18 protein-coding genes and 1 pseudogene are annotated in these 22,095 nt (G+C 73.6%); 10 read left to right on the top strand and 9 right to left on the bottom strand.

Annotated features, from left to right (window positions below; genetic code table 11):
* The first annotated feature begins 30 nt into the window (after positions 1-30).
* The 4 genes from ACIO9J_RS39655 to ACIO9J_RS39640 are packed head-to-tail and all read left to right on the top strand — an operon-like array spanning position 31 to position 4,275.
* On the top strand, positions 31-1,236 hold the full coding sequence (locus tag ACIO9J_RS39655; protein WP_402010103.1) for a hypothetical protein: 1,206 nt from the start codon (positions 31-33) through the stop codon (positions 1,234-1,236).
* Positions 1,233-1,982: a DUF6182 family protein gene (locus ACIO9J_RS39650; RefSeq protein ID WP_402010101.1), complete on the top strand. Its 750-nt coding sequence runs from the start codon at positions 1,233-1,235 to the stop codon at positions 1,980-1,982. Before ACIO9J_RS39655 ends, ACIO9J_RS39650 begins: the two co-directional genes overlap by 4 nt.
* Complete coding sequence (locus tag ACIO9J_RS39645; protein ID WP_402010099.1) at positions 1,975-2,589, top strand: hypothetical protein; 615 nt, start codon at positions 1,975-1,977, stop codon at positions 2,587-2,589. Before ACIO9J_RS39650 ends, ACIO9J_RS39645 begins: the two co-directional genes overlap by 8 nt.
* A gap of 3 nt (positions 2,590-2,592) precedes the next feature.
* A complete protein-coding gene (locus ACIO9J_RS39640; protein WP_402010097.1) occupies positions 2,593-4,275 on the top strand; it encodes a GH3 auxin-responsive promoter family protein in 1,683 nt (560 codons plus the stop codon).
* A gap of 79 nt (positions 4,276-4,354) precedes the next feature.
* Here the strand turns inward: ACIO9J_RS39640 and ACIO9J_RS39635 are convergent, their stop codons facing one another.
* The 6 genes from ACIO9J_RS39635 to ACIO9J_RS39610 form a co-directional block, all read right to left on the bottom strand.
* Positions 4,355-5,683 (bottom strand): M28 family metallopeptidase, encoded by a 1,329-nt coding sequence (locus tag ACIO9J_RS39635; protein WP_402010095.1) that lies wholly within the window; start codon positions 5,681-5,683, stop codon positions 4,355-4,357.
* 248 nt (positions 5,684-5,931) lie between these two features.
* On the bottom strand, positions 5,932-6,321 hold the full coding sequence (gene rbsD, locus ACIO9J_RS39630; RefSeq protein ID WP_402010093.1) for a D-ribose pyranase: 390 nt from the start codon (positions 6,319-6,321) through the stop codon (positions 5,932-5,934).
* The gene (locus ACIO9J_RS39625; protein ID WP_402010091.1) at positions 6,318-7,247 is read right to left on the bottom strand and encodes a ribokinase; all 930 of its coding nucleotides are present in this window, start codon (positions 7,245-7,247) and stop codon (positions 6,318-6,320) included. The genes rbsD and ACIO9J_RS39625 overlap by 4 nt, the downstream gene beginning before the upstream one ends.
* 67 nt (positions 7,248-7,314) lie before the next feature.
* Positions 7,315-9,261, bottom strand: coding sequence for a substrate-binding domain-containing protein (locus ACIO9J_RS39620; protein WP_402010089.1), 1,947 nt, complete (start codon positions 9,259-9,261; stop codon positions 7,315-7,317).
* The gene (locus ACIO9J_RS39615) at positions 9,251-10,789 is read right to left on the bottom strand and encodes a sugar ABC transporter ATP-binding protein (RefSeq protein ID WP_402010088.1); all 1,539 of its coding nucleotides are present in this window, start codon (positions 10,787-10,789) and stop codon (positions 9,251-9,253) included. The genes ACIO9J_RS39620 and ACIO9J_RS39615 overlap by 11 nt, the downstream gene beginning before the upstream one ends.
* Positions 10,786-11,835 (bottom strand): LacI family DNA-binding transcriptional regulator, encoded by a 1,050-nt coding sequence (locus ACIO9J_RS39610; protein WP_402010087.1) that lies wholly within the window; start codon positions 11,833-11,835, stop codon positions 10,786-10,788. Before ACIO9J_RS39610 ends, ACIO9J_RS39615 begins: the two co-directional genes overlap by 4 nt.
* Before the next feature lie 123 nt (positions 11,836-11,958).
* Here ACIO9J_RS39610 and ACIO9J_RS39605 point away from each other — a divergent pair.
* Positions 11,959-12,399, top strand: a pseudogene (locus tag ACIO9J_RS39605) (hypothetical protein); the annotation flags it as partial.
* A gap of 57 nt (positions 12,400-12,456) precedes the next feature.
* On the top strand, positions 12,457-12,648 hold the full coding sequence (locus ACIO9J_RS39600) for a hypothetical protein (protein ID WP_402010152.1): 192 nt from the start codon (positions 12,457-12,459) through the stop codon (positions 12,646-12,648).
* 8 nt (positions 12,649-12,656) lie between these two features.
* Here the strand turns inward: ACIO9J_RS39600 and ACIO9J_RS39595 are convergent, their stop codons facing one another.
* From ACIO9J_RS39595 to ACIO9J_RS39585, 3 genes are all read right to left on the bottom strand, one after another.
* Positions 12,657-13,931, bottom strand: coding sequence for a DUF1266 domain-containing protein (locus tag ACIO9J_RS39595; protein ID WP_402010085.1), 1,275 nt, complete (start codon positions 13,929-13,931; stop codon positions 12,657-12,659).
* 67 nt (positions 13,932-13,998) lie between these two features.
* The gene (locus tag ACIO9J_RS39590; protein WP_402010083.1) at positions 13,999-15,300 is read right to left on the bottom strand and encodes a cytochrome P450; all 1,302 of its coding nucleotides are present in this window, start codon (positions 15,298-15,300) and stop codon (positions 13,999-14,001) included.
* Positions 15,297-16,154 (bottom strand): alpha/beta fold hydrolase, encoded by an 858-nt coding sequence (locus ACIO9J_RS39585; protein ID WP_402010149.1) that lies wholly within the window; start codon positions 16,152-16,154, stop codon positions 15,297-15,299. The genes ACIO9J_RS39590 and ACIO9J_RS39585 overlap by 4 nt, the downstream gene beginning before the upstream one ends.
* Positions 16,155-16,344: 190 nt before the next feature.
* On the opposite strand from ACIO9J_RS39585, the gene ACIO9J_RS39580 reads away from it, so the two are divergent.
* The 4 genes from ACIO9J_RS39580 to ACIO9J_RS39565 all read left to right on the top strand — a co-directional run bounded on the left by ACIO9J_RS39580 (position 16,345) and on the right by ACIO9J_RS39565 (position 22,085).
* Positions 16,345-19,008: a GTPase-associated protein 1-related protein gene (locus ACIO9J_RS39580; protein WP_402010081.1), complete on the top strand. Its 2,664-nt coding sequence runs from the start codon at positions 16,345-16,347 to the stop codon at positions 19,006-19,008.
* A 131-nt stretch (positions 19,009-19,139) separates the two neighbouring features.
* The gene (locus tag ACIO9J_RS39575; RefSeq protein ID WP_402010147.1) at positions 19,140-19,799 is read left to right on the top strand and encodes a tellurium resistance protein; all 660 of its coding nucleotides are present in this window, start codon (positions 19,140-19,142) and stop codon (positions 19,797-19,799) included.
* Positions 19,796-20,710 (top strand): protein phosphatase 2C domain-containing protein, encoded by a 915-nt coding sequence (locus ACIO9J_RS39570; protein WP_402010079.1) that lies wholly within the window; start codon positions 19,796-19,798, stop codon positions 20,708-20,710. Before ACIO9J_RS39575 ends, ACIO9J_RS39570 begins: the two co-directional genes overlap by 4 nt.
* Positions 20,711-20,735: 25 nt before the next feature.
* Entirely contained in the window at positions 20,736-22,085 is a 1,350-nt protein-coding gene (locus ACIO9J_RS39565) for a protein kinase (protein ID WP_402010078.1), read from the top strand.
* Positions 22,086-22,095: the final 10 nt, after the last annotated feature.

Genomic DNA, 22,095 nt, shown 5'->3' with positions numbered 1-22,095 from the left:
GCCCCCCGTGCCGAAAGGCCGGGGCCGGGCGTGGCCCCCCACCCCACCTCCCTGACCCACGCGGCCGGCGTCACAGGCCCCGCGCCCGCCCGCCGCCGCGTGCTCTTCGCCCCCGTCCCCATCGCCCCGACCAAGCCGCTCACCCTCAGCCACGTCAAGGGGCTGCTCTGGAGCGACGTACTGCACCGCGCCACCGGCCTCCTGCACGACGCGCACCAGCTGCACAGCTGGACGGTGGCCGTCGCCAACGCCCAGACGCTCGGCTTCTGGGCCCACCTCGACCGCACCAGGCCCGGCGCCGACTACGGCACGCTCGACGAGGAGGCGATCGGCCGCCTCTACGTCGCCTACCAGCGCGGCGTCGCGGCCGCGGGCCAGGGCACGGCGGCCCCGGACGGCCTCACCGCCCGGCGGTACGCGGGCCGCCTGCACCCGGCGAGCGCCCGCGTCTACGACCTGTGGGCGCTGCGCCACGCCGAACTCGGCATCCCCGACCCGGGCCTGCGCACCCACCGCAACCCGCCGCTCGCCCTCGACCCGCTGATCGAGACCCTCGAACGGCACGGCCTCTGCGTCGACCACCGCCCCCTGCACGGCCCGGTGTACCTGGACGGCACGGCGGGCGGCGTGCCGCTGCGCCAGCTGGTCTCGGCCGAGGGACACCCGAACTACCTCGCGGGCCTGCTGCGCGAACTCGTCCCGCTGATCGTCGCGTACGACTCCTTCGTCCTCGTCTGCGACGACGACTCGGCGCCCGACTACCGCCTCGTGCGGTACGTCCTGCGGCGCCTGGGCATGACGGGCGTCTCTCTCGTCTCGGTGGGCCGGGTGCGCACGGACCCGACGGCGGCGCGGGCGCTGTCCAGCAGGCACGGCGGCTGGGAGGGCCACACCGCGGCCGCGCTCGCCGAGCGGTTCCTCGGCCGGGTGGGCGAGCGCGTGTACCGGCTCGGCCTGCGCCTGTACTTCCTCGCGCTGCTCGGCAGGGGCGCTCAAGTGCCGCACCGGCACGACCTGGTGTGGCGCTGCATGGCCCGCGCCGACCGCCTCCTCGCGGCGGCGGACGCGCGCGGCACGGCGGCCGCGGACGGCGTGGCGCCACCGTCGTACGAGGAGCTGCTGCGCCGCGCCGCGCGCCCCCACCCGTACGTCGACCCCTACCGGCTCACCACCGCGCTGCTCGGGCGCGACGGCGCCGTCGTGGACCCGGCCCTGCTGGCGGAGGTGTATCTGTGACGAGCACGGCGACCACGGCGCATACGGACACGGCGACAGCCCTCGCGGAGGGCGCGGCGCACGACGGGCAGGCGGAGCTGCGCCTGGCCCTGGACGCCCGGGTGCGCGCGGCGGGTCCGCCGCGGCCACCGGCGCCCGCGGTGGCGGTGCTGCGGTCCTTCGACCCGGCGACGTTCGCCCGCTCCGTCCTCGACTTCGCGGCCCGGCTGCCAGAGGAGACCCGCCGCGACTGGCAGGCCGACTACACCCGGACCGTCTACCTCGTCGGCAACCCGGCCAACATCAGGGACCGGCTGCCGCCGGCGACCGTCTCGCCGGACGGCCAGGTCGCCTGGTACACCTGCGCGCCGTGGGCCCGCCACCGCGATCTGCGACTGCTCCTGAGAACGGTCCAGGGGCGGCTGCCCGCCGGGATGCCGGAGCGCTTCACGGTCGACGTACCCGCGCCGCCTACCACCCCGGCGCGGACCGAAGAGGCCCCGAGGCACTGGCACTTGACCGTCGCCACGGCGGGCCTCGACCTGCCGCGCTATCTGGTGCACGTCGGCCACACGCTCGCCGAGCCGACCCTCACCGGCGTGCTCGCGCCCGGCGACCGGATCACCGTGCGGCACACCGCCGACATCGGCCGACTGCCCGTACACCAAGCCTATGTGAGGGTCCATCAGGACCTGGCGGACACCGGCCGGCTGCGCGCCTACGCCGTGCTCGCCGCCGCCGAAGAGGGGGACGTCCCGCATGGGTGACTTCTGGGTGCTGCTCGGCGCCGACTACTGCGGCAAGTCCGCCGTCCTCGACGAACTCGCCGCCCGCCAGGGCCGCGTCCTGCCGGTCTCGGTCGACCCGGACACGCTGGACGAGGAGTACCAGGTCCTGGCCGAACTGCGCCGCACGCTCGGACGGATGGCCCCAGGACGCCACTCGCCCGACTACACCATGGCGATCCTCAACGTGGCCGTCGCCTACCACCTGGACCGGCTGCACCGGGCGCCGGACGGGCGCACGCTCCTGCTCGACTCCTACTACTACAAGATCCTGGCCAAATGCCGTCTCTTCGGCCTGGACGAAGAGCCCTGGCGGTCCTACTGGTCCGCGCTCCCGCAGCCCGCGGGCGTGGTCTTCCTGGACACCGACCCCGACGTCACATGGCGGCGCAGCGGCTCGGGCGAGCGGCTCAACCGCCTGGAGTACCACGGGAGTTCACCCACCCGCGACGGCTTCGTGCGCTTCCAGCGGGAGCTGCGCGGCGCGCTCGTCGACGGGACCAGGCACCTGTTCGTCGAGCACGTACCGGGCGACGGGGCGGGCGTCGCCGCCACCGCGGACCTCGTCCTGCGCGCCATGAAGGAGTGAGCGATGGAACCGTCCCCGACCACGCGAGGACCGCACCCCGAGGACGCCGCCTACCACCGTGAAGTCACCGCCGCGTCCCGCCGGTTCGCCGACGCGCTCGGCGACGCGGATGCCTGGCAGCGGCGGCTCCTGACCGAGATCGTGGAGCGCGCCGAAGGCACCGCGTTCGGCACGGAACACGGCCTGAGCGCCGTGCGCACCCTCGACGACTACCGCTCCGCCGTGCCCCTGCGCGACCACGACGCCTACGAGCCGTGGCTCACCCGCGCCGCCGAGGGCGAGCGGCGGGTCCTCACCCACGACGAGCCGAAGCTGTTCTTCACCACCAGCGGAAGCACCGGCGCGCGCAAGCGGATCCCCGTCACACGGACCTTCCTCGACCGGGTCTACGTCCCCTTCTTCCAGGCCGCGATGGGCGTGCCCGCCACGCACTTCCCCGGCGCGCTCTCCCTCGGCACCGGCACGCTCAACCTGCGCCACGACCGGCTCGCGCGCCCCGCCACCACCGCGTCGGGACGCCCCAGCCTCGGCCCGAGCCAGGCGGATCTGCGCGGCGGCTTCGGCGTCGAGCTGCGCGAGCCCGGCAGCCTCGCCCCGTGGGCCGAACTGCCGCCCACGGTCGACGAGATGGACTACGAGGCCAAGCTCTATCTGCGCGTCCGCATCGCCGCCGAACACGACGTGCGCTGCGTGATGGGGCACAACCCCGCGCTGCTCGCCGTCCTGCCGAGGCTGCTGCCCGGCTGGTGGCCCGAGCTGCTGCGCGACGTGCGCGACGGCACCCACCGGGGCCACCCCGGCGGCGTGCCGAACCCGGACCGCGCCGCCGAACTGGCGCGCAGGGCCCGCACGCACGGCCCGACGCCCGCCGCGCTCTGGCCGGACCTGCGCCTCCTGTACTGCTGGACCAGCGGCGTCGCCGCCCTCTACCTGCCGCACCTGCGCGCCGCCTACGGCGACGACGTCACCGTGCTGCCCACCCCGGCCGCCGCCTCGGAGGGCCCCGTCGGCGTCCCGGTCGACGCCCATCCCACGGCGGGTCCGCTCGCGGTCTCCTGCGCGCTGTACGAATTCGTCGACGCGGCCGACGACGTGCGCCCCGACAGCGCGACCCTGCGCTACGACGAGCTGGCGCCCGGCCGCGCCTACCACGTGGTCTTCTCGCACCTCGGCGGCCTGCACCGGTACGTACTCGGCGACATCGTGCACGTCGTGGACCGGGTCCTCGGGGTGCCGCGCGTCGCGTACGCGGGCCGGGCCGCCCTCTCGGACCTCGCGGGCGAACGGCTTCGCGAGTTCCATGTCGTACGCGCGCTCGGCGAGGCCGCCGCGCGGACCGGCCACGCGGTCGTGAACATGACGTGCCGTCCGCAGCCAGGGCCTGACGGCGCCCCGCACTACGCGGTGGCCCTCGCCCTGGAACGCCCGCCGGGCGCGGCGGAGACCACCGCGCTCGGCGACCGCTTCGACGCCGCGCTGCGCGCCGCGAGCGAGGGCTACCGCAGCGCCCGTGCCCGTGGCGCGCTCGGCGCCGCCCGGATCCTGCCGGTGCCCGTGGCGGCGTTCACCGACCACTGGCACCGGAGGGTCGCGGGCGGCATGCGTCCGGCGGAGGTCAAGGACCAGGTGTTCCAGCAGGACCAGGACGCCTGGCGGCGCCTCGTGCGGTTCGGCCGTGCCCCGTAGGGGCGCGGGGAACTGCGCGGCCGGCCGAGACGAACCCGCGGACGTCCGACGGCGGAACGCCGCACATCCGGCGGAGCGCTCAGAACGTGAGCTTCCAACTGTTGAGGTAACCCGTGTCCTGCGCCGCCACATCCTGGACGCGCAGCTTCCACGCGCCGTTCGCGGCCTCGCTGGACGCGTCGACCGTGTACGTCGCGATGACGTTGTCCGCCGAGTCGTTGCCGCTGGAGTTCTTCAGGCGGTAGGCCGTGCCGTCGGGGGCGAGCAGGTCGACGACCACGTCGCCGCGCCAGGTGTGCCGGATGTCGACGTCGACCTTGAGGGTGGCGGGGGCGTTGCCGGTGCGGCCCGTCACGTTCACCGTCGAGGTCACGGCCGCGCCGTTGTCCGGGATGGCGACGTCGGCGGTGTTCTCGTAGCTGTCGCCGGGCGGCACCGAGGTGTCCGTGCCGAGGGTCCAGATCGCGTGCGCGATGGCGTCGCTGTTGCGGTCGAGGGCCGTGTCGTTGATGTTCGACGCGCTGTCGCAGGAGGAGTGGTAGCAGCGGTCGAACGCCTGGCCGGAGGTGCCGCCCCACTTCTGCGCCTGCGCACTGGACTTGGCGCGCTCGGCGCCGCTGAACAGGCCGCCGACCGGGATGCCGACGTTCTTGAACGGGGAGTGGTCGGAGCGGCCGTCACCCTCGGTCTCGATCTCGGTGGGGACGTTCAGGCCCGCGTAGTAGTCCTTGAACGTCTTCTCGATGGTGGGGTCGTCGTCGTAGACGAAGTAGCCCGGGTTCGGCGAGGCGATCATGTCGAAGTTCAGATAGCCGCTGACCTTTGAACGCTCAGCGGTGGGCAGGCTGTTGACGTAGTAGCGCGAGCCGACCATGCCCAGCTCCTCGGCGCCCCACCAGGCGAACCGCAGGTGCTTCGTCGGCTTGAGCTGCGCGCGCGAGACGGCGAGCGCGGTCTCCAGGACACCGGCCGAGCCCGAGCCGTTGTCGTTGATCCCGGCGCCCGCGGAGACGCTGTCGAGGTGCGCGCCCGCCATCAGGACCTTGTTCGGGTCCCCGCCCGGCCAGTCGGCCACGAGGTTGTAGCCGGTGGCGCCGCTGGAGGTGAACTGCTGGACGCTGGTGGTGAATCCGGCCGCGTCCAGCTTGCCCTTCACATAGTCGATGGAGGCCTTGTAGCCGGGCCTGCCGTGCGCGCGGTTGCCGCCGTTGGCCTGGGCTATGGACTGGAGCTGCGACAGGTGCGCCTTGACGTTGGCGAGCGGGATGTCCGGGGCCGCGAGCGTCGGCGAAGGGGCGGCGACGGCGCCGGGCGCGGCGGTGGCGAGCAGCCCGGCGGCGGCGAGCGTGGCGACGCCCGCGGTGGTCCGTCTGAGCAGACGCGGCAGGGCGGGGCGGGAGAGTCTCATGTGGGGCTCCGTATTCCGAACGGCGAAGGGGACGGAACGTACGAGGCGCCCTGCGACGCGGGTGCCGCAGGGCGCTGTGGAGCTGTGCGTTGCCTGATGTTCGGGGTGGGCCGGGCCTCCGTCAAGGGCGGAATCTGGTCACGGAGCGGGATGAGCCGTCCGTATAACGGACGGCTCCGGCGTGGGTTCTCAGGAGGCTCGCGTCTTCAGAAGGACAGCCCCAGAGGAACAGCCTCAGAGGAACAGCCTCAGAAGAACACCCCGCACCGCAGCAGCACGTTCGCGTACGGCCGCGCCTCGCCCGTGCGGACCACCAGGCGGGCGTCGGCCGAGCGCCGCTTGAGTTCCTCGTGCGCGACCAGGTCGAGGTCGGGGACGCGCTGCGCGAGCAGGCGCGCCACCGCAGGATTCGCCTCCCCGGCCTCAAGTGCCGCCGTCCCGCCCGCCACCACGAGCTCGGCGAGCAGCCCGTCGAGCACCTCGGCGAAGGCGGGCACCCCCGCGCGGAACGCCAGGTCCACCACGCGTGGACCCGCCGGGATCGGCATGCCCGCGTCGCAGACGAGGACGGTGTCACCGTGTCCCAACTCGGCGAGCGCGCCCGCGAGATGGCGGTTCAGGATGCCGGACTTCTTCACGGGGACGGGACCTCCGGGGCGGCCTGGGGCAGCTCGTCGGCCGTCGGGTAGGAGCTCTGCGCGCCCTGCCGGGTGACCGCGGCCGCGCCCACCCGTACCGCGTACGCCGCGGCGGCGGCCAGCTCCTCGCCGAGGCCGAGGCGCCAGCCGAGCGCGGCGGTGAACGCGTCGCCCGCGCCCGTCGTGTCCACCGCGTCGACCTTCGGGCTCGGGACCCGTACGAAGGAGTCGGTACGCCCGTCGGCCGTCAGCGCGCCCTCGGCGCCCAGGGTGATCACGACCGAGCGGGGGCCGAGCGCGAGCAGACCCCGCGCCCACTCCTCGGGGGTGTCGCCCGCCGTCTCGCCGAGGACGACCCGTGCCTCGTGCTCGTTGACCACCAACGGGTCGCAGGCGGCCAGGACTTCGGCGGGCAGCGGGGCCGGCGGCGACGGGTTCAGGACGAAGCGCGTGCCGGGACGCAGCCCGCGCACCACCTCGGCGACCGTGTCCAGCGGGATCTCCAGCTGGGCGGAGACCACCCGCGCCGCGGCGAGCAGACTGCCCGCCGCGCGGATGTCCGCGGGGACGAGCCGGGCGTTGGCACCCGGCGACACCACGATGCTGTTGTCGCCCGAGGGGTCCACCGTGATCAGCGCGACGCCGGTGGGCGCGCCGCCCACCAGCAGGCCCACCGTGTCCACCCCGGCCGCGCGCTGCGCGTCCAGGAGCAGCGTGCCGTGGGCGTCGTCGCCGACCCGTGCGAGGAGCGCGGTGCGGGCGCCGAGCCGGGCCGCGGCGACCGCCTGGTTGCCGCCCTTGCCGCCGGGGTGGACGGCCAGGTCGGAGCCGAGGACCGTCTCGCCCGCCGCGGGGCGGCGCTCGACGCCCACCACCAGATCGGCGTTGGCGGAGCCCACGACAAGGAGGTCGTAGTCGTCGTTCATGTGCGGTTTCCTGCTTTCGTACGGCGATGTGGCGTGCGGCGGTGTCGCGTGCGGCGGTGTGTCGTGCTCAGGAGAAGTCCTTGACGTTCTTCTCCGTGACGATCTTCACCGGGACCTTCACCATGGTCCTGACGTCCTTGCCCTGCGCGGCCCTGACCGCGTTCTGCACGGCGATCCTGCCGAGCTCCTTGGGCTGCTGGGCGACCGACGCGTACAGCGTGCCCGCCTCGACCGCCTTGAGCCCGTCCGGGGTCCCGTCGAAGCCGACCACCGGCACGGAGTCGCCCGCCTTGTCGCCGAGCGCCTTGACCGCGCCGAGCGCCATCTCGTCGTTCTCCGCGAAGACGCCGGTCACGCCCTTGTGGGACTGGAGCAGGTTCGTCATGACGTCCAGGCCCTTGGTGCGGTCGAAGTCCGCGGGCTGCTTGGCGACGACGTCGATGCCGGGGTACGCCTTGATGCCCTCGGCGAAGCCCTGGCCGCGCTCGCGGCTCGCGGAGGTGCCCGCGGTGCCCTGGAGGACCACGATCTTGCCCTTGCCGCCCAGCTTCTCGGCGAGCGTCTTCGCCGCCAGCCTGCCGCCCGCGACGTTGTCGGAGGCGACGAGCGTGGCCGTCTCGGCCTTGTTCACGCCCCGGTCGGCGGCGACCACCGGGATGTCGGACTTGTTGGCGCCGCGCACCGCGGGCCCCGCCGCGTCCGAGTCGACCGGATTGACGATGATCGACTTCACGCCCTCGCCGGTGAAGTTCTGCAACTGGTTGGACTGCTGGGACGCGTCGTTCTGCGCGTCGGTGACCGTCAGGTCGATGCCCGCCTTCTCGGCCTCGGCCTGCGCGCCCTCCTTCATCTGGACGAAGAACGGGTTGTTCAGCGTGGACAGCGACATGCCGACCTTGGTCGTGCTGCCCGAGGAGCCCGAGTTGAAGAAGGAGACCGCGCCGATCACGGCCGCCGCGACCACGGCGGCCAGCGCGATCCTCACCGCCTGCGGACCCTTGCGCCCGACCCCTCCGGAAGCGCCCGAGGAGGCACCGGGCGTCGCGCCCGCCTTGCGCCGCAGCGTGTCCAGGAGGACGGCGAGCGCGATGACGACGCCGATGACGACCTGCTGCCAGAAGGCGGACACCGAGAGGAGGTTGAGGCCGTTGCGGAGCACGGCGAGGATCAGCGCGCCCACCAGCGTGCCGGACGCCTTGCCGACGCCGCCCGCCAGGCTGGCGCCGCCGATCACGACCGCGGCGATCGCGTCGAGCTCGTAGCCCTGCGCGGCCTGCGGCTGCGCCGAGACCAGACGCGAGGCCAGCACGATGCCCGCGACCGCGGCGAACAGCCCGGACAGGCCGTAGATCACCAGCTTCTGGCGCTTGACGCGGAGCCCGGACAGGCGCGCCGCCTCCTCGTTGCCGCCGATCGCGTACATGGAGCGGCCGATGAACGTACGCCCGAGCACGACGGCCGTGACCAGACCCATCGCGATCATCACGAGCACCGGCACCGGCAGCCAGCCGCCGACGGTGTCACCGAGGTGCGAGACCGAGTCGGGGAAGGCGATCGGGCTGCCCTGCGAGATCACCAGGGAGAGGCCGCGGGCCACCGAGAGCATCGCCAACGTCGCTATGAACGGGGGGAGTTTGCCGTACGAGACGAGCAGCCCGTTGACGAACCCGCAGGCTATGCCGGTCGCCACCGCGAGGATCACCGCGAGCCAGACCGGCACCCCCTGCGACGTCGCCGACCAGGCGAGGACGGTCGCCGAGAGCGCCGCCACCGAACCCACCGACAGGTCGATGCCCGCGGAGACGATCACGAACGTCACACCGAACGCGAGGATCGCGGTGACGGCCGCCTGCACGCCGACGTTCAGCAGGTTCTGCGTGGTCAGGAAGTCGCCCGAGAGCAGCGACATCGCCACGACCAGGACGATCAGGGCGCTCAGCGCGCCGTTGTCGAGCAGGACGCGGCGCAGCGAGGGCGCACCACCCGCGTCGCGCTTCAGGGTTTCAGTGGCCACGGGAGCCCTCCGCTTCGTGCGCTTCGTCGTTGTGTACGGCCGCGGTGCTGACCGCCAGGGCCATCACCGCGTCCTGGGTGGCCTCGTCCGCGGTGAGTTCACCGGCGATCCGGCCCTGCGCCATGACGAGGACCCGGTCGCTCATGCCGAGCACCTCGGGCAGGTCGCTGGAGATCATCAGGACCGCGTGCCCGGAGGCCGTCAGCTCGTTGACGAGCTGGTAGATCTCGACCTTGGCGCCGACGTCGATGCCGCGCGTCGGCTCGTCGAGGATCAGCACCTTGATGTCGGCGAGCAGCCACTTGCCGATGACGACCTTCTGCTGGTTGCCGCCGGAGAGCGTGCGCACGTGCTGGCCGAGACCGGCCATGCGCACCCCGAGCTGCCCGGCGATCCGCGCCGCCGCCCGCTGCTGCCCCTTGAGGTCCACCAGCCCGGCGCGGGTCGCCGAACGCAGCGTCACCAGACCGAGGTTCTCCCGCACGGAGGCGTCGAGCACCAGACCCTGGCCCTTGCGGTCCTCCGGTACGAGGCCGATGCCCGCGCTCATCGCGGCGTTCACGTCGTGCCGGGGCAGGCGCTCGCCCGCCACGCCGACGGAGCCCGCGTCGTAGGGATCGGCACCGAAGACCGCCCGCGCCACCTCGGTGCGCCCGGCCCCCACGAGCCCCGCGAGCCCGACCACCTCGCCGGCCCGCACCTCGAAGCTGACGTCGTGGAAGACGCCGTCCCGGGTGAGGCCCTCCACCGACAGCAACGGCGGCCCGGTGTCCGGGCGTTGACGCGGATACTGCTGCTCGATGCTGCGGCCCACCATCAGCCGGACGAGCTCGTCCTCGGGGGTGGAGGCGGGCACCTGGTCGACGCTGCGGCCGTCCCGCAGGACGGTGACGCGGTCGCCGAGGGTCGCGATCTCCTCCAGGTGGTGGGTGATGAAGACGATGCCGACGCCGTCCTCGCGCAGCGCCCGCACGATCGCGAAGAGCTTGTCGACCTCCTCGGAGGTGAGGACCGCGGTCGGCTCGTCCATGATCAGGACGCGCGCCCGCAGGCTCAGCGCCTTGGCGATCTCGACCATCTGGAGCCGGGCGATGCCCAGTTCGCGCACCTTGGCGCGCGGCGAGACGGTCAGGCCAACGCGCCCGAGCAGCTCCTGGGCGTCGTCCTCCATCTTCTTCCTGTCGATCATCCCGAAGCGGCGCGGCTGTCTGCCGAGGAAGATGTTCTCGGCCACCGTCAGGTCGGGGACGAGGTTGAACTCCTGGTAGATGGTGGCGATGCCGAGCCGCTCGGCGTCCTGCGCGCCGTGGATGCGGACGTCGCGTCCGTCCACGACGACGCGTCCCGCGTCCGGCCGGTACGCGCCGGAGAGCATCTTGATCAGGGTGCTCTTGCCCGCTCCGTTCTCGCCGAGCAGGACGTGCACCTCGCCGCGGCGCAGGTCGAAGTCGACGGAGTCGAGGGCGACGACGCCGGGGAAGGTCTTGCGGATGCCTTCGATGCGCAGCAACTCGTCCGGGTGGCTCACTTGTTGCTCCTTTCCGGGCTGGGGGTGACGTCCGGGTCCGGCCCCGGCTCGCCGCACGAACGCCGCACGACGAGCCGGGCGGGCAGGGTGACGGACCGGGGGCTCCTGCCCTCGATCCGGTCGACCAGGGCCGATACGGCGGCCCGCCCGAGGTCGCCGGTCGGCTGGGCGATCGCGGTGACCGGCGGGTCGGTGTGCACGAACCAGGGGATGTCGTCGAACGCCGCGAGCCCGATGTCGTGCGGCACGCGCAGACCGTGCGCGCGGATCGCGTCGAGGGCGCCGAGCGCCATCAAGTTGTCGGCGGCGAAGACGACTTCGGGCGGCTCGGGCAGCGCGAGGAACCGCTCGGTGGCGCGCCGCCCGCTGGCCGCCTGGAAGTCGCCCTGCCCGATGTAGGCGTCGGGCAGCGCGATGCCGTGCTCGCGCAGCGCGTCCCGGAACGCCTCGACGCGCTCGCTGCCGGTGGTGGTGGCGGCCGGGCCCGCGATGATGGCGAGCCTGCGGTGCCCGAGCCCGTGCAGATGCGCGACCAGGTCGCGTACGGCGCCCCGCCCGTCGGAGCGGACCACGGGAACGTCGAGCCCCGGGATCCACCGGTCGACGAAGACCATCGGCGTCCCGGCCCGCGCGGCGTCAAGCATCAGCGGGGAGCCGCCGTCGGTGGGCGAGACGAGCAGCCCGTCGATCCGCCGGTCGAGCAGGGTCCGTACGTGGTGGTCCTGGAGCTCGGGCCGTTCGTCGGCGTTGCCGATGATCACGCTGTAGCCGAGCGCGCGGGCGGCCTCCTCGACGGAGCGGGCCAGCTCGGTGAAGTACGGATTGAGCACGTCGCTGATCACGAGCCCGAGGGTGCGGGTCTGGTCGGTGCGCAGGGACCGGGCGACGGCGTTGGGCCGGTAACCGAGCGCCTCCACGGCGGCGAGCACGCGGGCCCGGGAGGCCGGGCTGACCGAGGGATGACTGTTCAGCACCCGCGACACGGTGGCCACGGACACCCCGGCCTCGGCCGCGACGTCCTTGATCCCCACGGAACTCGGAGCCATCGCCGTCCACCTCCTCGTGGAATCGATTACACGAGGATTGGAAACGATTACACGGGCGCGTGGCAAGAGGCGGAGGTGCCACGGGGGGTGAGCGAGACCTGATTGTGATGGAGGGGTGCTCAGGTGAGCGGGTGGGGAGGGGTGGCTGGTGTGGGCCGGGTCGACGGGTCGACGGGGCGACGGGGCTGCGGGGGTCCGGTGGGCCGGCTTGGGGGCGGGTGGGGCGGTGTGGGCGCTGCGGTGCGGGTACGGGTGTCACGGGTGCGGCCGATCCCGGTGTCGCGGGCGTTGCTCCGCAGGCGCTGGCGCGGCTGGTGTGGGCGGTGTTGGTGTCGGGGGTGCGGGTGGCACGGGTGCCGGTGTCGCGGGTGCTGCGCCGTTCATCGACCGCTTGCTCCTGTCCCAGGAGCCGGGGAGCCGGCTGCGGGTGGTCCTCGGGACGCGCGCGGATTTCTCCGCGCCCGCCGTGTCACGGCCACCCTCACCGGCCACCCCCGACCCGCCATCGGACTGGAGATCAGCCCCGACGGCACCACACTCGCCACCACGAGCGTCGACCGGAGCCTGCGTCTGTGGCACCCGCGCGACGGCCGTGAGTACGCCACCCTCACCGGACCCGCCGTGGCGGACGTACCCACCGTTCGGTTCTCCCCGAACGGACGGGCCGTCGCGGCCATCGGCTCCCGGGGGACCGTACGGGGCTGGAGCGTCGACGTCGACCATGTGGCCGAGGACGTCTGCCGGCTCAGCAGGGACCACCACTGGGACCGGCTCCTGCCGGACCGGCCGGTGGCCGAGGCGTGCCCTTCGTAGCGCCGGCGTCAGTCCTCGAAGAACGGCACCGTCAGCCAGGGGCTGTCCGGGTCCGTGGTCAGGATGCGGTGGGCGTGCAGCACGTCGGTGTACCAGGGGCCGAAGCCCTCGTCGTCGAAGTGCAGGCAGCGGCCCAGGACGTAGCCCGCGGAGAACTCCGGCCAGGAGGTGTACGCGGAGCGGGCGGCGGCGGAGGCGCGTTCGACGGCCGTGCGCAGTTCGGTGTGGGTGGCGTAGCGGGCGCCCCTGCCCCAGCGGGCCATCTTGGACGCCCGGCCGATGTCCCAGGCGGCGACGGTGGCGACGACGCCGTCCGGGGGCAGGAGTTCGTCGGCGCGGAACCGTGCCTCGTAGCGCAGCACCTGGCCCGCGAGACCGCGCAGGGCCGCCACGAAGCCGTCCAGTTCGGGGTCCTCGCCCGGCAGGTGCGGCGTGCCGGGGCCGCCGGACTCCAGGGCGCGGCCGCGCAGCGTCGACTCGACGACGTCGCGCCACTGCTCGGGGTCGACGCGCGGACCCTGCCGGGCGATCAGCTCCGACCGCGCGCCGAGCACGAAGTCCCAGTACCAGGGCGACACTTCACGGGCGAGCAGCCCCTCCTGCATGGCCAGCCAGCCCTCGCGGTTGTGCACGCCCCAGGACTCCGCGAGGCGCCCCACCTCGTTGTGGTGGCCCGCGCCGTGCCAGTCCAGGGTGTTCCACGCGTCGCCGTTGGCGAAGCAGAGGTGCGCGCCGCACGCCAGGCCGTGCAGCAGCGGACCGGGGCCCGGCGCCCCGGTGCGGCGCGTCTCGATGCGGTCGGCGCGCGCGTCGGGCCTGTGGTGGCGCGCGTGCAGGTCGGCCCAGACCTCCCGCTCGTCGTCGCTGGTCAGGTAGTGCTGCTCGCACGGCGTCGCCGCGTTGATCACCAGGAGGTCGACGTCGTCGGGACAGCCTTCGGCGAGCGCGCCGAGCGTGACGTACTCGTACACGACGGCCGGGTGCGGGCGGGGCAGCAGACCCGCGGTGTAGACCTGCGCGGCCCGCCTGCCGTCGGGCAGCGTGACGGTCAGCAGCGCGCCGGTGGCCGCGTCGGAGTCCTGCCCGGCGCGGGACACCGGACGGTACAGGCCCTCCACGGCGACGGCCCGCAGATACGTGTACGCGTCGTCGGCCTCGCACAGCTCGTACAGGTGCTCCTCCAGATCGGCGGGCGCCTGCCAGCGGCTGCCGTCCGGCGGCGCGATGATGCTGGGGAACACGTCGTCGTGGTACTCGTCGTCGGCCTCGACTGCCGCACGCATGCTCGTTCTCCGCTGTCGGACGGGTGATTCGATCTTGCACCCTACGCGGGGGAGCGGCGCGGGGGACCTAGCCGGCCACGCCCAACCGCAGCGATTTCAAGCCGTTGATGAAGTGCGAGACGAGCCGCCTGGGCGGTGCCACCAGGCGGAGTTGGGGCAGGGCGCGGCCGATCTCCTCGTAGAACACGCGGAGTTGGAGGCGCGCGAAGTGCGCGCCCAGGCAGACGTGCGGGCCCTCGCCGAACGCCACATGGGGGTTGGGGGAGCGGGACAGGTCCAGGCGGTGCGGGTCGGCGAAGACGCGCTCGTCGTGGTGGGCGGAGGCGTGGAAGACCACGACCTTGTCACCGGCCGCGATCCGCGTGCCCGCCAGCTCCGTGTCGCACGCCGCCGTGCGGCGGAAGCTGAGTACCGGCGGGTGGTGGCGCAGGAGTTCGTCCACGGCCGTGCCGAGGCCGGCCTCGCCGCGGCGCAGCCGCTCGTACTCCCGCGGGTGCTCGGCCAGCGCGAGCAGTCCGCCGGGCGCGGCGGAGCGCACGGTGTCGTTGCCCGCGACGGTGAGCAGGAAGAAGAACATCTCCAGCTCGGCCGCGGTGAGTTCGGGGTCGGTGGCCAGCGTCGTCATGACGTCGGGCTCGGCGTCCGGGGACGTCATGCCAGCGCCCTCGGCGGGGCCGTGCCGCTTCCTCTCGGCCAGCGCCCGCGCGTAGGCGAACATGTCCCGCAACTGCGCGGGTGAGCGCGGATCGGCGGGGCGGCCGTCGGGGCCGACGACCGGCGGCGCGGCCTCGTCCGGGTCCTGGTAGCCGATGACGCGCCGGGTCCAGTGCAGCAGCAGCCCGCGGTCGGCGGGCGGGACGCCCAGCAGATCGGCGAGGTTGAGCAGGGCGTACTCGTCGGTGACGGCCGTGACGACGTCGAAGGTCCCGTCGGTCTCACCGGCCCGCGCCACCGCGGCGGCGATGAGCGACCTGGCGCGCTCACGGGCCCGCGCCTCGAACCGGTCGACGCGCCGCGGCGTGAACGCCCGGCTGACGAGCCTGCGCAACCTGCCGTGGTCCGGCGGGTCCTGATTGAGCATCATGCGCCGGATGAACGGCAGGTCGGCCGGGTCGGGGTCGCGGATCTGGGTGGCGCCCAGGTGTGAGGAGAAGGTGGCGGAGTCCTTGAGGACGCGGACCACGTCGGCGTGCCGGGTGACCGCCCAGAAGCCGGGGCCCGCGGGCCAGCCGAGCACCGGCGTCTCGTCCTGCCAGGCCACCGGGTGGTGGTCGCGCAGCACCCGGTACCGGTCGTGCGGGACGCCCGCCGCGTAGAGCCGGGGGTCGAAGACGTCGGGGACCGGGGGCCAGTTGACGCGCGGGCTCACGCGTCTCCCTCCGGGGCGCCCGAGCTGCCTGAGTCGCCTGAGCTGTCCGCGCCGCCCGAGCTGTCGGCGCCGCCCGAGCTGTCCGCGCCGTCCGCGCGCAGGAAGTCCTCCACCGTACGGATCAGTTCGAGCGGGGCCTCGTCCATCGCGTAGTGCCCCGCCGCCGGGAGTTCGGCCAACTCCCCGTGCGGGTACGAGCGCAGCCAGGTGCTCCGCATGAGGTCCGCGGAGAGGGCGGGGTCGAGCGCGCCCGCGACGGCCAGCGCGGGCACGGTGGCGTCCGCCACCTCGGGGTGGAAGTCCTCGACCGCCCAGGAGTCCAGCCAGGCGCGGAACGCCTTCGGGTCGCTCACGGCCAGGGAGCGGTCCACCATGCGGTCGAGCCAGGCGCCGGGGCGTACGCCGCCGGTGGTGATGTCGATGATCGCGCGGCGGTTCTCGGGCACCCGCGCGGCGGAGGCGAACAACTCCCACTGTTCGGGCGGCAGTCGAAGGCCCTGCGCGGGCACGGGCGATATGCCCACCAGGCGCCGTACGCGGTGCGGTGCCGCGGCCAGGACGCGCTGCGCGACGCTGGCGCCCATCGAGTGGCCGACCAGCGAGAACCGCGCCCAGCCGAGCCGGTCGGCCAGGTCGAGGACGTCGGCCGCGCCCTCCGCCGTCGTGAACGAGCCGACGGCGTCCTTGGCCTCGCCGTACCCGCGCAGGTCCACCACCGCGTACTGGAAGGCGCCGAGGTCGAGGTCGTCGAGGACCGGCGCGTACGCCGACCGGTCGGCGAACCACCCGTGCACCGCGACGACCTTGTGCGGTCCGTCGCCGAGCAGGGTGTGGGGGAGCGGGAAGGAGGCCACGTCGACTCCGATCGCAGGCACCGTCGGACGGCACCGGCCGGCGGCCGCCCGCGACCACGGTGTCCGCAACCGCCGGGGTGCGCAAGGGCGCACGGCGGCCGTGGCTCCGCGGTCCCGCCGATGCGCCGGGGACGGGGGTCAACTTGGCGGACGGCCTGCGGTCCGGTGCCGTGGGTGGTCAGAATGTGGCATGGCCATCCGTCGCCTCAGCTACCGGCTCGGCCAGGAGCCGGACACCGGAGCCGTCCGTCTGATCCCCGCACCAGGAGGCCAGGGTCAACGCGCCACAGAGATAACGGAATCAGAGCGGTCGACGCGGACAGCGCGGGAGACGCGGCTGACGGACCCGAGCGAGTCGGACGTCGCCGCGGCGGTCGAGCGTGTCATCGGGGTCGGCGTCTGGGCCGGGGGCGGTGCGGGTGCCGGTGCCGGTGCCGAGTCTGATCCCGGTGCGGATGCCCAAGTCCGTGCGGGCGCGGATCCTGGTGCGGATGCCCACGCGGGTGCGGGCGCGGATCCCGGTGCTGCGGATGCCCATGCCGGTGGGGGTGCGGATGCTGGGGTCGGTGCGGGCGCGGACCCCGGTGCGGATGCTCAAGCCCGTGCGGGCGCGGATCCCGGTGCCGATGCGCTGGCCTACAGCCTGCTCCCCGACGGTGGCCGCCTGCTCTGCGCCGCCCTCCCGGGGCGGAGCGTCGAGGTTCTCTACCTCGGTGCCGATACCCCGGGGCCCGGCGCCCTGTGGCCCATCGACACCTGGCGTGCCGAGTGTTGGGAGGCGGGCGCGGCGGACGTCCTCGGTGCGGGGTTCGTCGAGTCCGAGTTGCCCGCCGGTGAACCGGCCCTGGCCGGGGGCCACTTCGACCACGAGCTGCTCGTGGAGTTCGCGCGGGCGCGCTCGGGGCGCGTCGCGCCCTTCCTCGCCGATGTGCGCCGCCTCTTCGGCGACCCCGCGGGACGGCAGATCGTCCTCGTCGAGCAGGACCCCGCCGCGGTGGCCCGCTGGGTCGCCCTGGCCTGCGCCTCGCTCCCCGAGGCGTACGTCCCCGCGCTGACGTTCACCACCTGGACCACCGACCCGCGGCGCGCCCCGCAGCAGATCATCGGCATCGGCCCGGACGCCGCGTTCGACCGCTCGGACGAGGCGACCCTCGCGTACCTCTACCGCGTGCACGACGCCACCGGAGGCCCCGAGAGCCCGCCCGCCGAGACCGACGCGTGGGCCGAGCTGACGGCGGAGCGCTGGCTCGCGGGCAACCCGCCACGACCGGCGCAAGGGGCGGGGCACGGCGTGGGCGAACCCTTCGCGCTCCTACCCCTGATCTCCGCGCCGGCGGCGTCCGGCGCCGCCTCCGGCGCCGACCTCGCCGGGCTGAGCGGAGGCTCCCTGCACGCGGTCGTCGACTCCTTCGCCGGTGCCGTACGCAGGGGTGAGGCGGACGAGCGCACGCTCGGCGAACTCGACCGGCTCTGCCGGGGACTCGACGGCGAGCACGCCGTCGCGGCGCGGCCCCTCGCCCTCGCCCTGGTCAGGCACCGCCTCGACACCGCGGGCCGGGACGCGCTGCCCGATCTGACCGCCTTCGAAGGGCTGCCGCTCGGCCAGGACGCCTGGCGGGAGCTGCGCGAGACCTACGGCGGCCGCGCCGACGACACCCTGCGGCGCAGGCTGCGCGGACCCATGGCCTCCTGGACCGAGCCGCTGCGGCTCGCCCTCGCGCTCGGCGCCGACGGCGGTCCCGGGCTCGCCGAGGCGATGGAGCGGATCGCCACGGCCCTGCTGCGGCCGGGACGGCGCGAGTGCGCGCACGCCGTACGGCTCCTGGAGGACATCGACCGCGCGTCGTTCACCCGCCGGATCCTGCGCCTGCTCATCCATGACTTCACGGAGCACAAACTCGACCTGCTGCGCGATCTCGCCCGCTCCGCGCAGGGCGACTGGCTGCGGCGCAACATCGAGGACGCGCCGCTCACCATCAAACTCGCCGCGGCCGCCGCGTACTGGAGCGGTCCCCCCGACCATCTGCAGGGCGCCGAGCTGTTCGACCGGCTCACCGAGCTGCTCTCGACGGGGCGGGTCGAGGACGTCAGGACGCTGAGGCTGCTGTGGCGCATGGTGTGGCGCAACAAGGGGCCCGTCCGCGCCGAGCAGTCCTGGGTCGCCCGCACCTGCACGCCGCGGCTGCTCGTCGAGGCCGACCTGGGGCGCCGCGTGGTGGACTGGATGAAGGACCCGGACCGGTGTGACCGCGATCTGGTCGAGTTCGCCAGGGCCATGCGGAAGGACACGCAGATCGGCGTCGTCGACCGGTACTCGGCGGAACTGCTCGTCCTCGCCCAGGACCTCGCGGACGGCCGGGTGGTCGTCGACAAGGACGCCGTGGACCGGCTGCGGGAGCTCGGCCGCAAGGTCACGCCGCTGGGCAGGGTGCTGCGCCAGGGCGTCGACGAGCGGGTGGCGAGCGCCCTCGCCAAGGCGAACCCGCTCGACCTGTGCGAAGCGCACGCACTGCACATCTTCGTCGCCGCGGGCCCCGAACTGCTGCGCGCCTACCGCGCGCACATGCTCGACGAGGCGATCTGCGACCGTCTCGTACGTGAACTGCCGCACAAACCGTCCGAGTTGGCCGGGTACTACCACATCTGGCGGCCCCGCACCCGGCACAACGACCACGCCGTCAGCGAGGAATGGCGCGAGATCTCCGCCGAACTCCTTGACCGCGCGCTCGGACCCGTCCTCGCCCACCTCGACCACCAGCGCCTCGGCCAGGTGGCCACCGTCCTGCAACGCGAGGGGCAGGACGTGCAGGAATGGACCGCCTGGCGGCACCGGGTGGCCCAGCGGCCGCAGTGACCGTCCTCCTCTCCTCCCCGGCACACCCGGGGCGCACCGCCCGCGGCTCCCCGCGCCGCACCACTCCTCCCCACGAAAGGACCAGCGTGAGCGACACCAGCGAGGCCGCCGACAACTTCCCCGGCGGCAGCATGGCGAGCCGCCCCGTGCACTTCATCTGGATGCTCGACTGCTCGGGCTCCATGGGCGTGAACGGCAAGATCGGCGAGCTGAACTTCGCCATCCGCGAGGCCATCCCCGAGATGCAGCAGGCCGCCCAGTCCAACCCCGCGGCGTCGCTCCTCGTGCGCGCCGTCACCTTCGCCAGCGGCGCCAGCTGGCACGTCAGCGAGCCGACCCCGGTCGACCAGTTCTCCTGGGAGGACGTGCACATCTACGGCGCCACCGACATGGGCGCCGCGTTCAAGCTGGCGGCCGGCGCGCTGCAGACCCCGCCGATGCCGCAGCGCGCCCTGCCGCCCGTGCTGGCGCTCGCCTCCGACGGGCAGCCCACCGACGACTGGCGCGCCGGGCTCCGCGCCATCGACGACACGCCCTGGGGCAAGCGCGCCGTGCGCGTCGCCGTCGCCATCGGGGACGACGCGGACAAGAGCATGCTCAAGGAGTTCCTCGGCAACCCCGAACTGGAGCCGCTCCAGGCGAAGAACCCGCGCCAGCTCGCCGCCGCCATCCGCTGGATGTCCACCGCGGTCGTCAAGGACGCCTCCACCCCCAAGGTCGAGGACGGCGCCAAGCCCACGACGCCGATCGACGTCCCGTCGATGACCAAGGGCGAAGACGACATCTGGTGAACGGTCCGGAGACGACGACCGCGGCGCGTGCCGCGGCGGGACCGGCGCCCGCGGCCGGTCCCTGGGCGCTGATAGAGGGCGCCGTCAAGGGCGTGGCGAAGAAGTACAGCCAGGACCGCGGCGCCGCCCTGTCCGTCGCGGACGGGCGCGCGGTCGTGCTCGCGGTCGCCGACGGGCACGGCAGCGCCGCGCACTTCCGCAGTGACCTGGGCGCGCTCTGGGCGGTCGAGGAGTTCACGGCGTGCGCGCTGGCCTTCGCCCGTGAGGCGGTCCGCGTCGGCGCCGACGCCGCGGGCTGGCCGGGCCTGCGCGCGGAGGCCCGGGGGCTGCCGCGGCAGGTGGGCCACCGCTGGCACGAGCGGGCGCTGCTGCACGACGCCAACTCGCCCGCGCGCGGCGCGCGTTCCCCGCTGTTCGGGTCCGGGGGTCGAGGGGCGCGGGACCGGGCGGGGCCGCCGGACCTGGCTCCGTACGGCAGCACGCTCATCGGGGCCGTACTGACCGAGGACATGGTGTTCTGCTGGCAGTTGGGCGACGGTGACATCGTCTTCGTCGACGAGGACGGCGCGCCGCACACACCGCTGTACACCGGACCCGACCTCGGCGACGAGACGGACTCGCTCTGCGAGCCCGAGCCGTGGCGCAAGACCCGCTCGCACTGGCAGCCCTTCACGGGCGGCCGCCCGCCGTGCCTCGTGCTCTCCACCGACGGGCTCTCCAAGAGCTTCGCGGACCACCAGGGATTCCTGGACTTCGCCACCGGGCTGCACGAGCGCGTCACCGGACAGGGCGTGGCGGCGGTGCGGGCCCAGCTCCCCGACTGGCTGGCGCGCGCGGCCGGATACTCCGGGGACGACACGACCCTCGTGGCTGCCGTCGCGGCACCGCCACGGCGCGACGACGAAACGTAAGAGCGGAAAGGTAGAGAGGAACAGCATGGTGAACGGCATGCTCGCCGCCGGAAAGACCCTGGTGGCCGAGTCGGGGGAGAAGCTCAAGGTCGCCGAGCTCTTCGGCTCCGGCGGCCAGGGCGAGGTCTACCGCGTCCGGACGCCCACCGGCGACCGCGCGGTGAAGTGGTACTACCCCCAGCTGGCCGACGCCCGCCAGCGGGAGATCCTGGAAGGGCTGATCGCCAAGGGCTGGGACGACGACCGGTTCCTGTGGCCGCGCTCCATCGTGATGGACCCCGAGGGCAAGCAGCCCGGCTTCGGCTACCTCATGGACGTACGGCCCGCCCGCTTCTGCGATCTGCCCGCGCTCTTCCGCCGCGACCCCTCGGTGTCCGCGGCGACGATGCGCACCCTGGTGACGGTGGCGCTGCACACCGTCGAGGCCTACCGGGCCCTGCACTCGCGCGGCATCGCCTACCGCGACATCAACTGGGGCAACATCTTCTTCGATCCGCGCACCGGTGACGTCCTGGTCTGCGACAACGACAACGCGGTGGTGGAGGGCGCCGAGGCGGGCGTCGCGGGCACCATGGACTTCATGGCGCCCGAGCTGGTCCGCGGCGACAAGGGCGTCCAGCCGGGCACCCAGAGCGACCTGCACTCCCTCGCGGTGCTGCTCTTCTACCTCCTGATGAACGATCACCCGCTCAACGGTGCCCTTGAGTTGAACATCCGCTGCCTGGACATGGCGGCCAAACGCAAGCTGTACGGCACCGACCCGGTCTTCGTGTACGACCCCAAGGACACCCGCAACCGGCCCGTGCCCAGCGAGCAGCCCACCGTGGTGGCCAGTTGGAACGCACTGCCGGAGATCCTGCGCGACCTGTTCGTGCGGACCTTCACCGACGGCCTGCGGTCGCCGTCCCTCAGGGTGCGCGAATCGCAGTGGCGCGAGGCGCTCAGCCAGGTCCTCGACGCCATCACGCAGTGCGGCTCGTGCGGCAAGCAGAACCTCACCCAGCCGGACGGCGCGCCCCCCGAGTGCTGGAAGTGCCGCACCACGCTGACGCTGCCGCCCCGGCTCGAACTGGTCACGGGGACCGGCACGTTGCGCACCCGGCGCGGCATCCGCCTCGCCCCCAGCGCCCGCGTCTACGCCCACCACCTGCGCGAGGACCCGGACCGGCACGACTTCACCGCCGTGGTCGGCGAGGTCACCGAACACCCGCAGCAGCGCGGCAGGTTCGGGCTCACCAACCGCACCTCGTCGGTGTGGACCGCCCGCAAGGACGACGGGACCGTACGCGACGTCGAGCCGGGCAAGACGATCGCGCTGCGGTCGGGTCTGCTGATCGAGTTCGGCGGCGGCACGGAGGCGGTCGTCAAGGAGTAACTCCCCTACC

It is taken from the genome of Streptomyces sp. NPDC087300, assembly GCF_044744425.1.
Lineage (GTDB): Bacteria > Actinomycetota > Actinomycetes > Streptomycetales > Streptomycetaceae > Streptomyces.
Note: the sequence above shows the minus strand (reverse complement) of the source record. Positions and strands in the feature narration are given on the sequence as shown.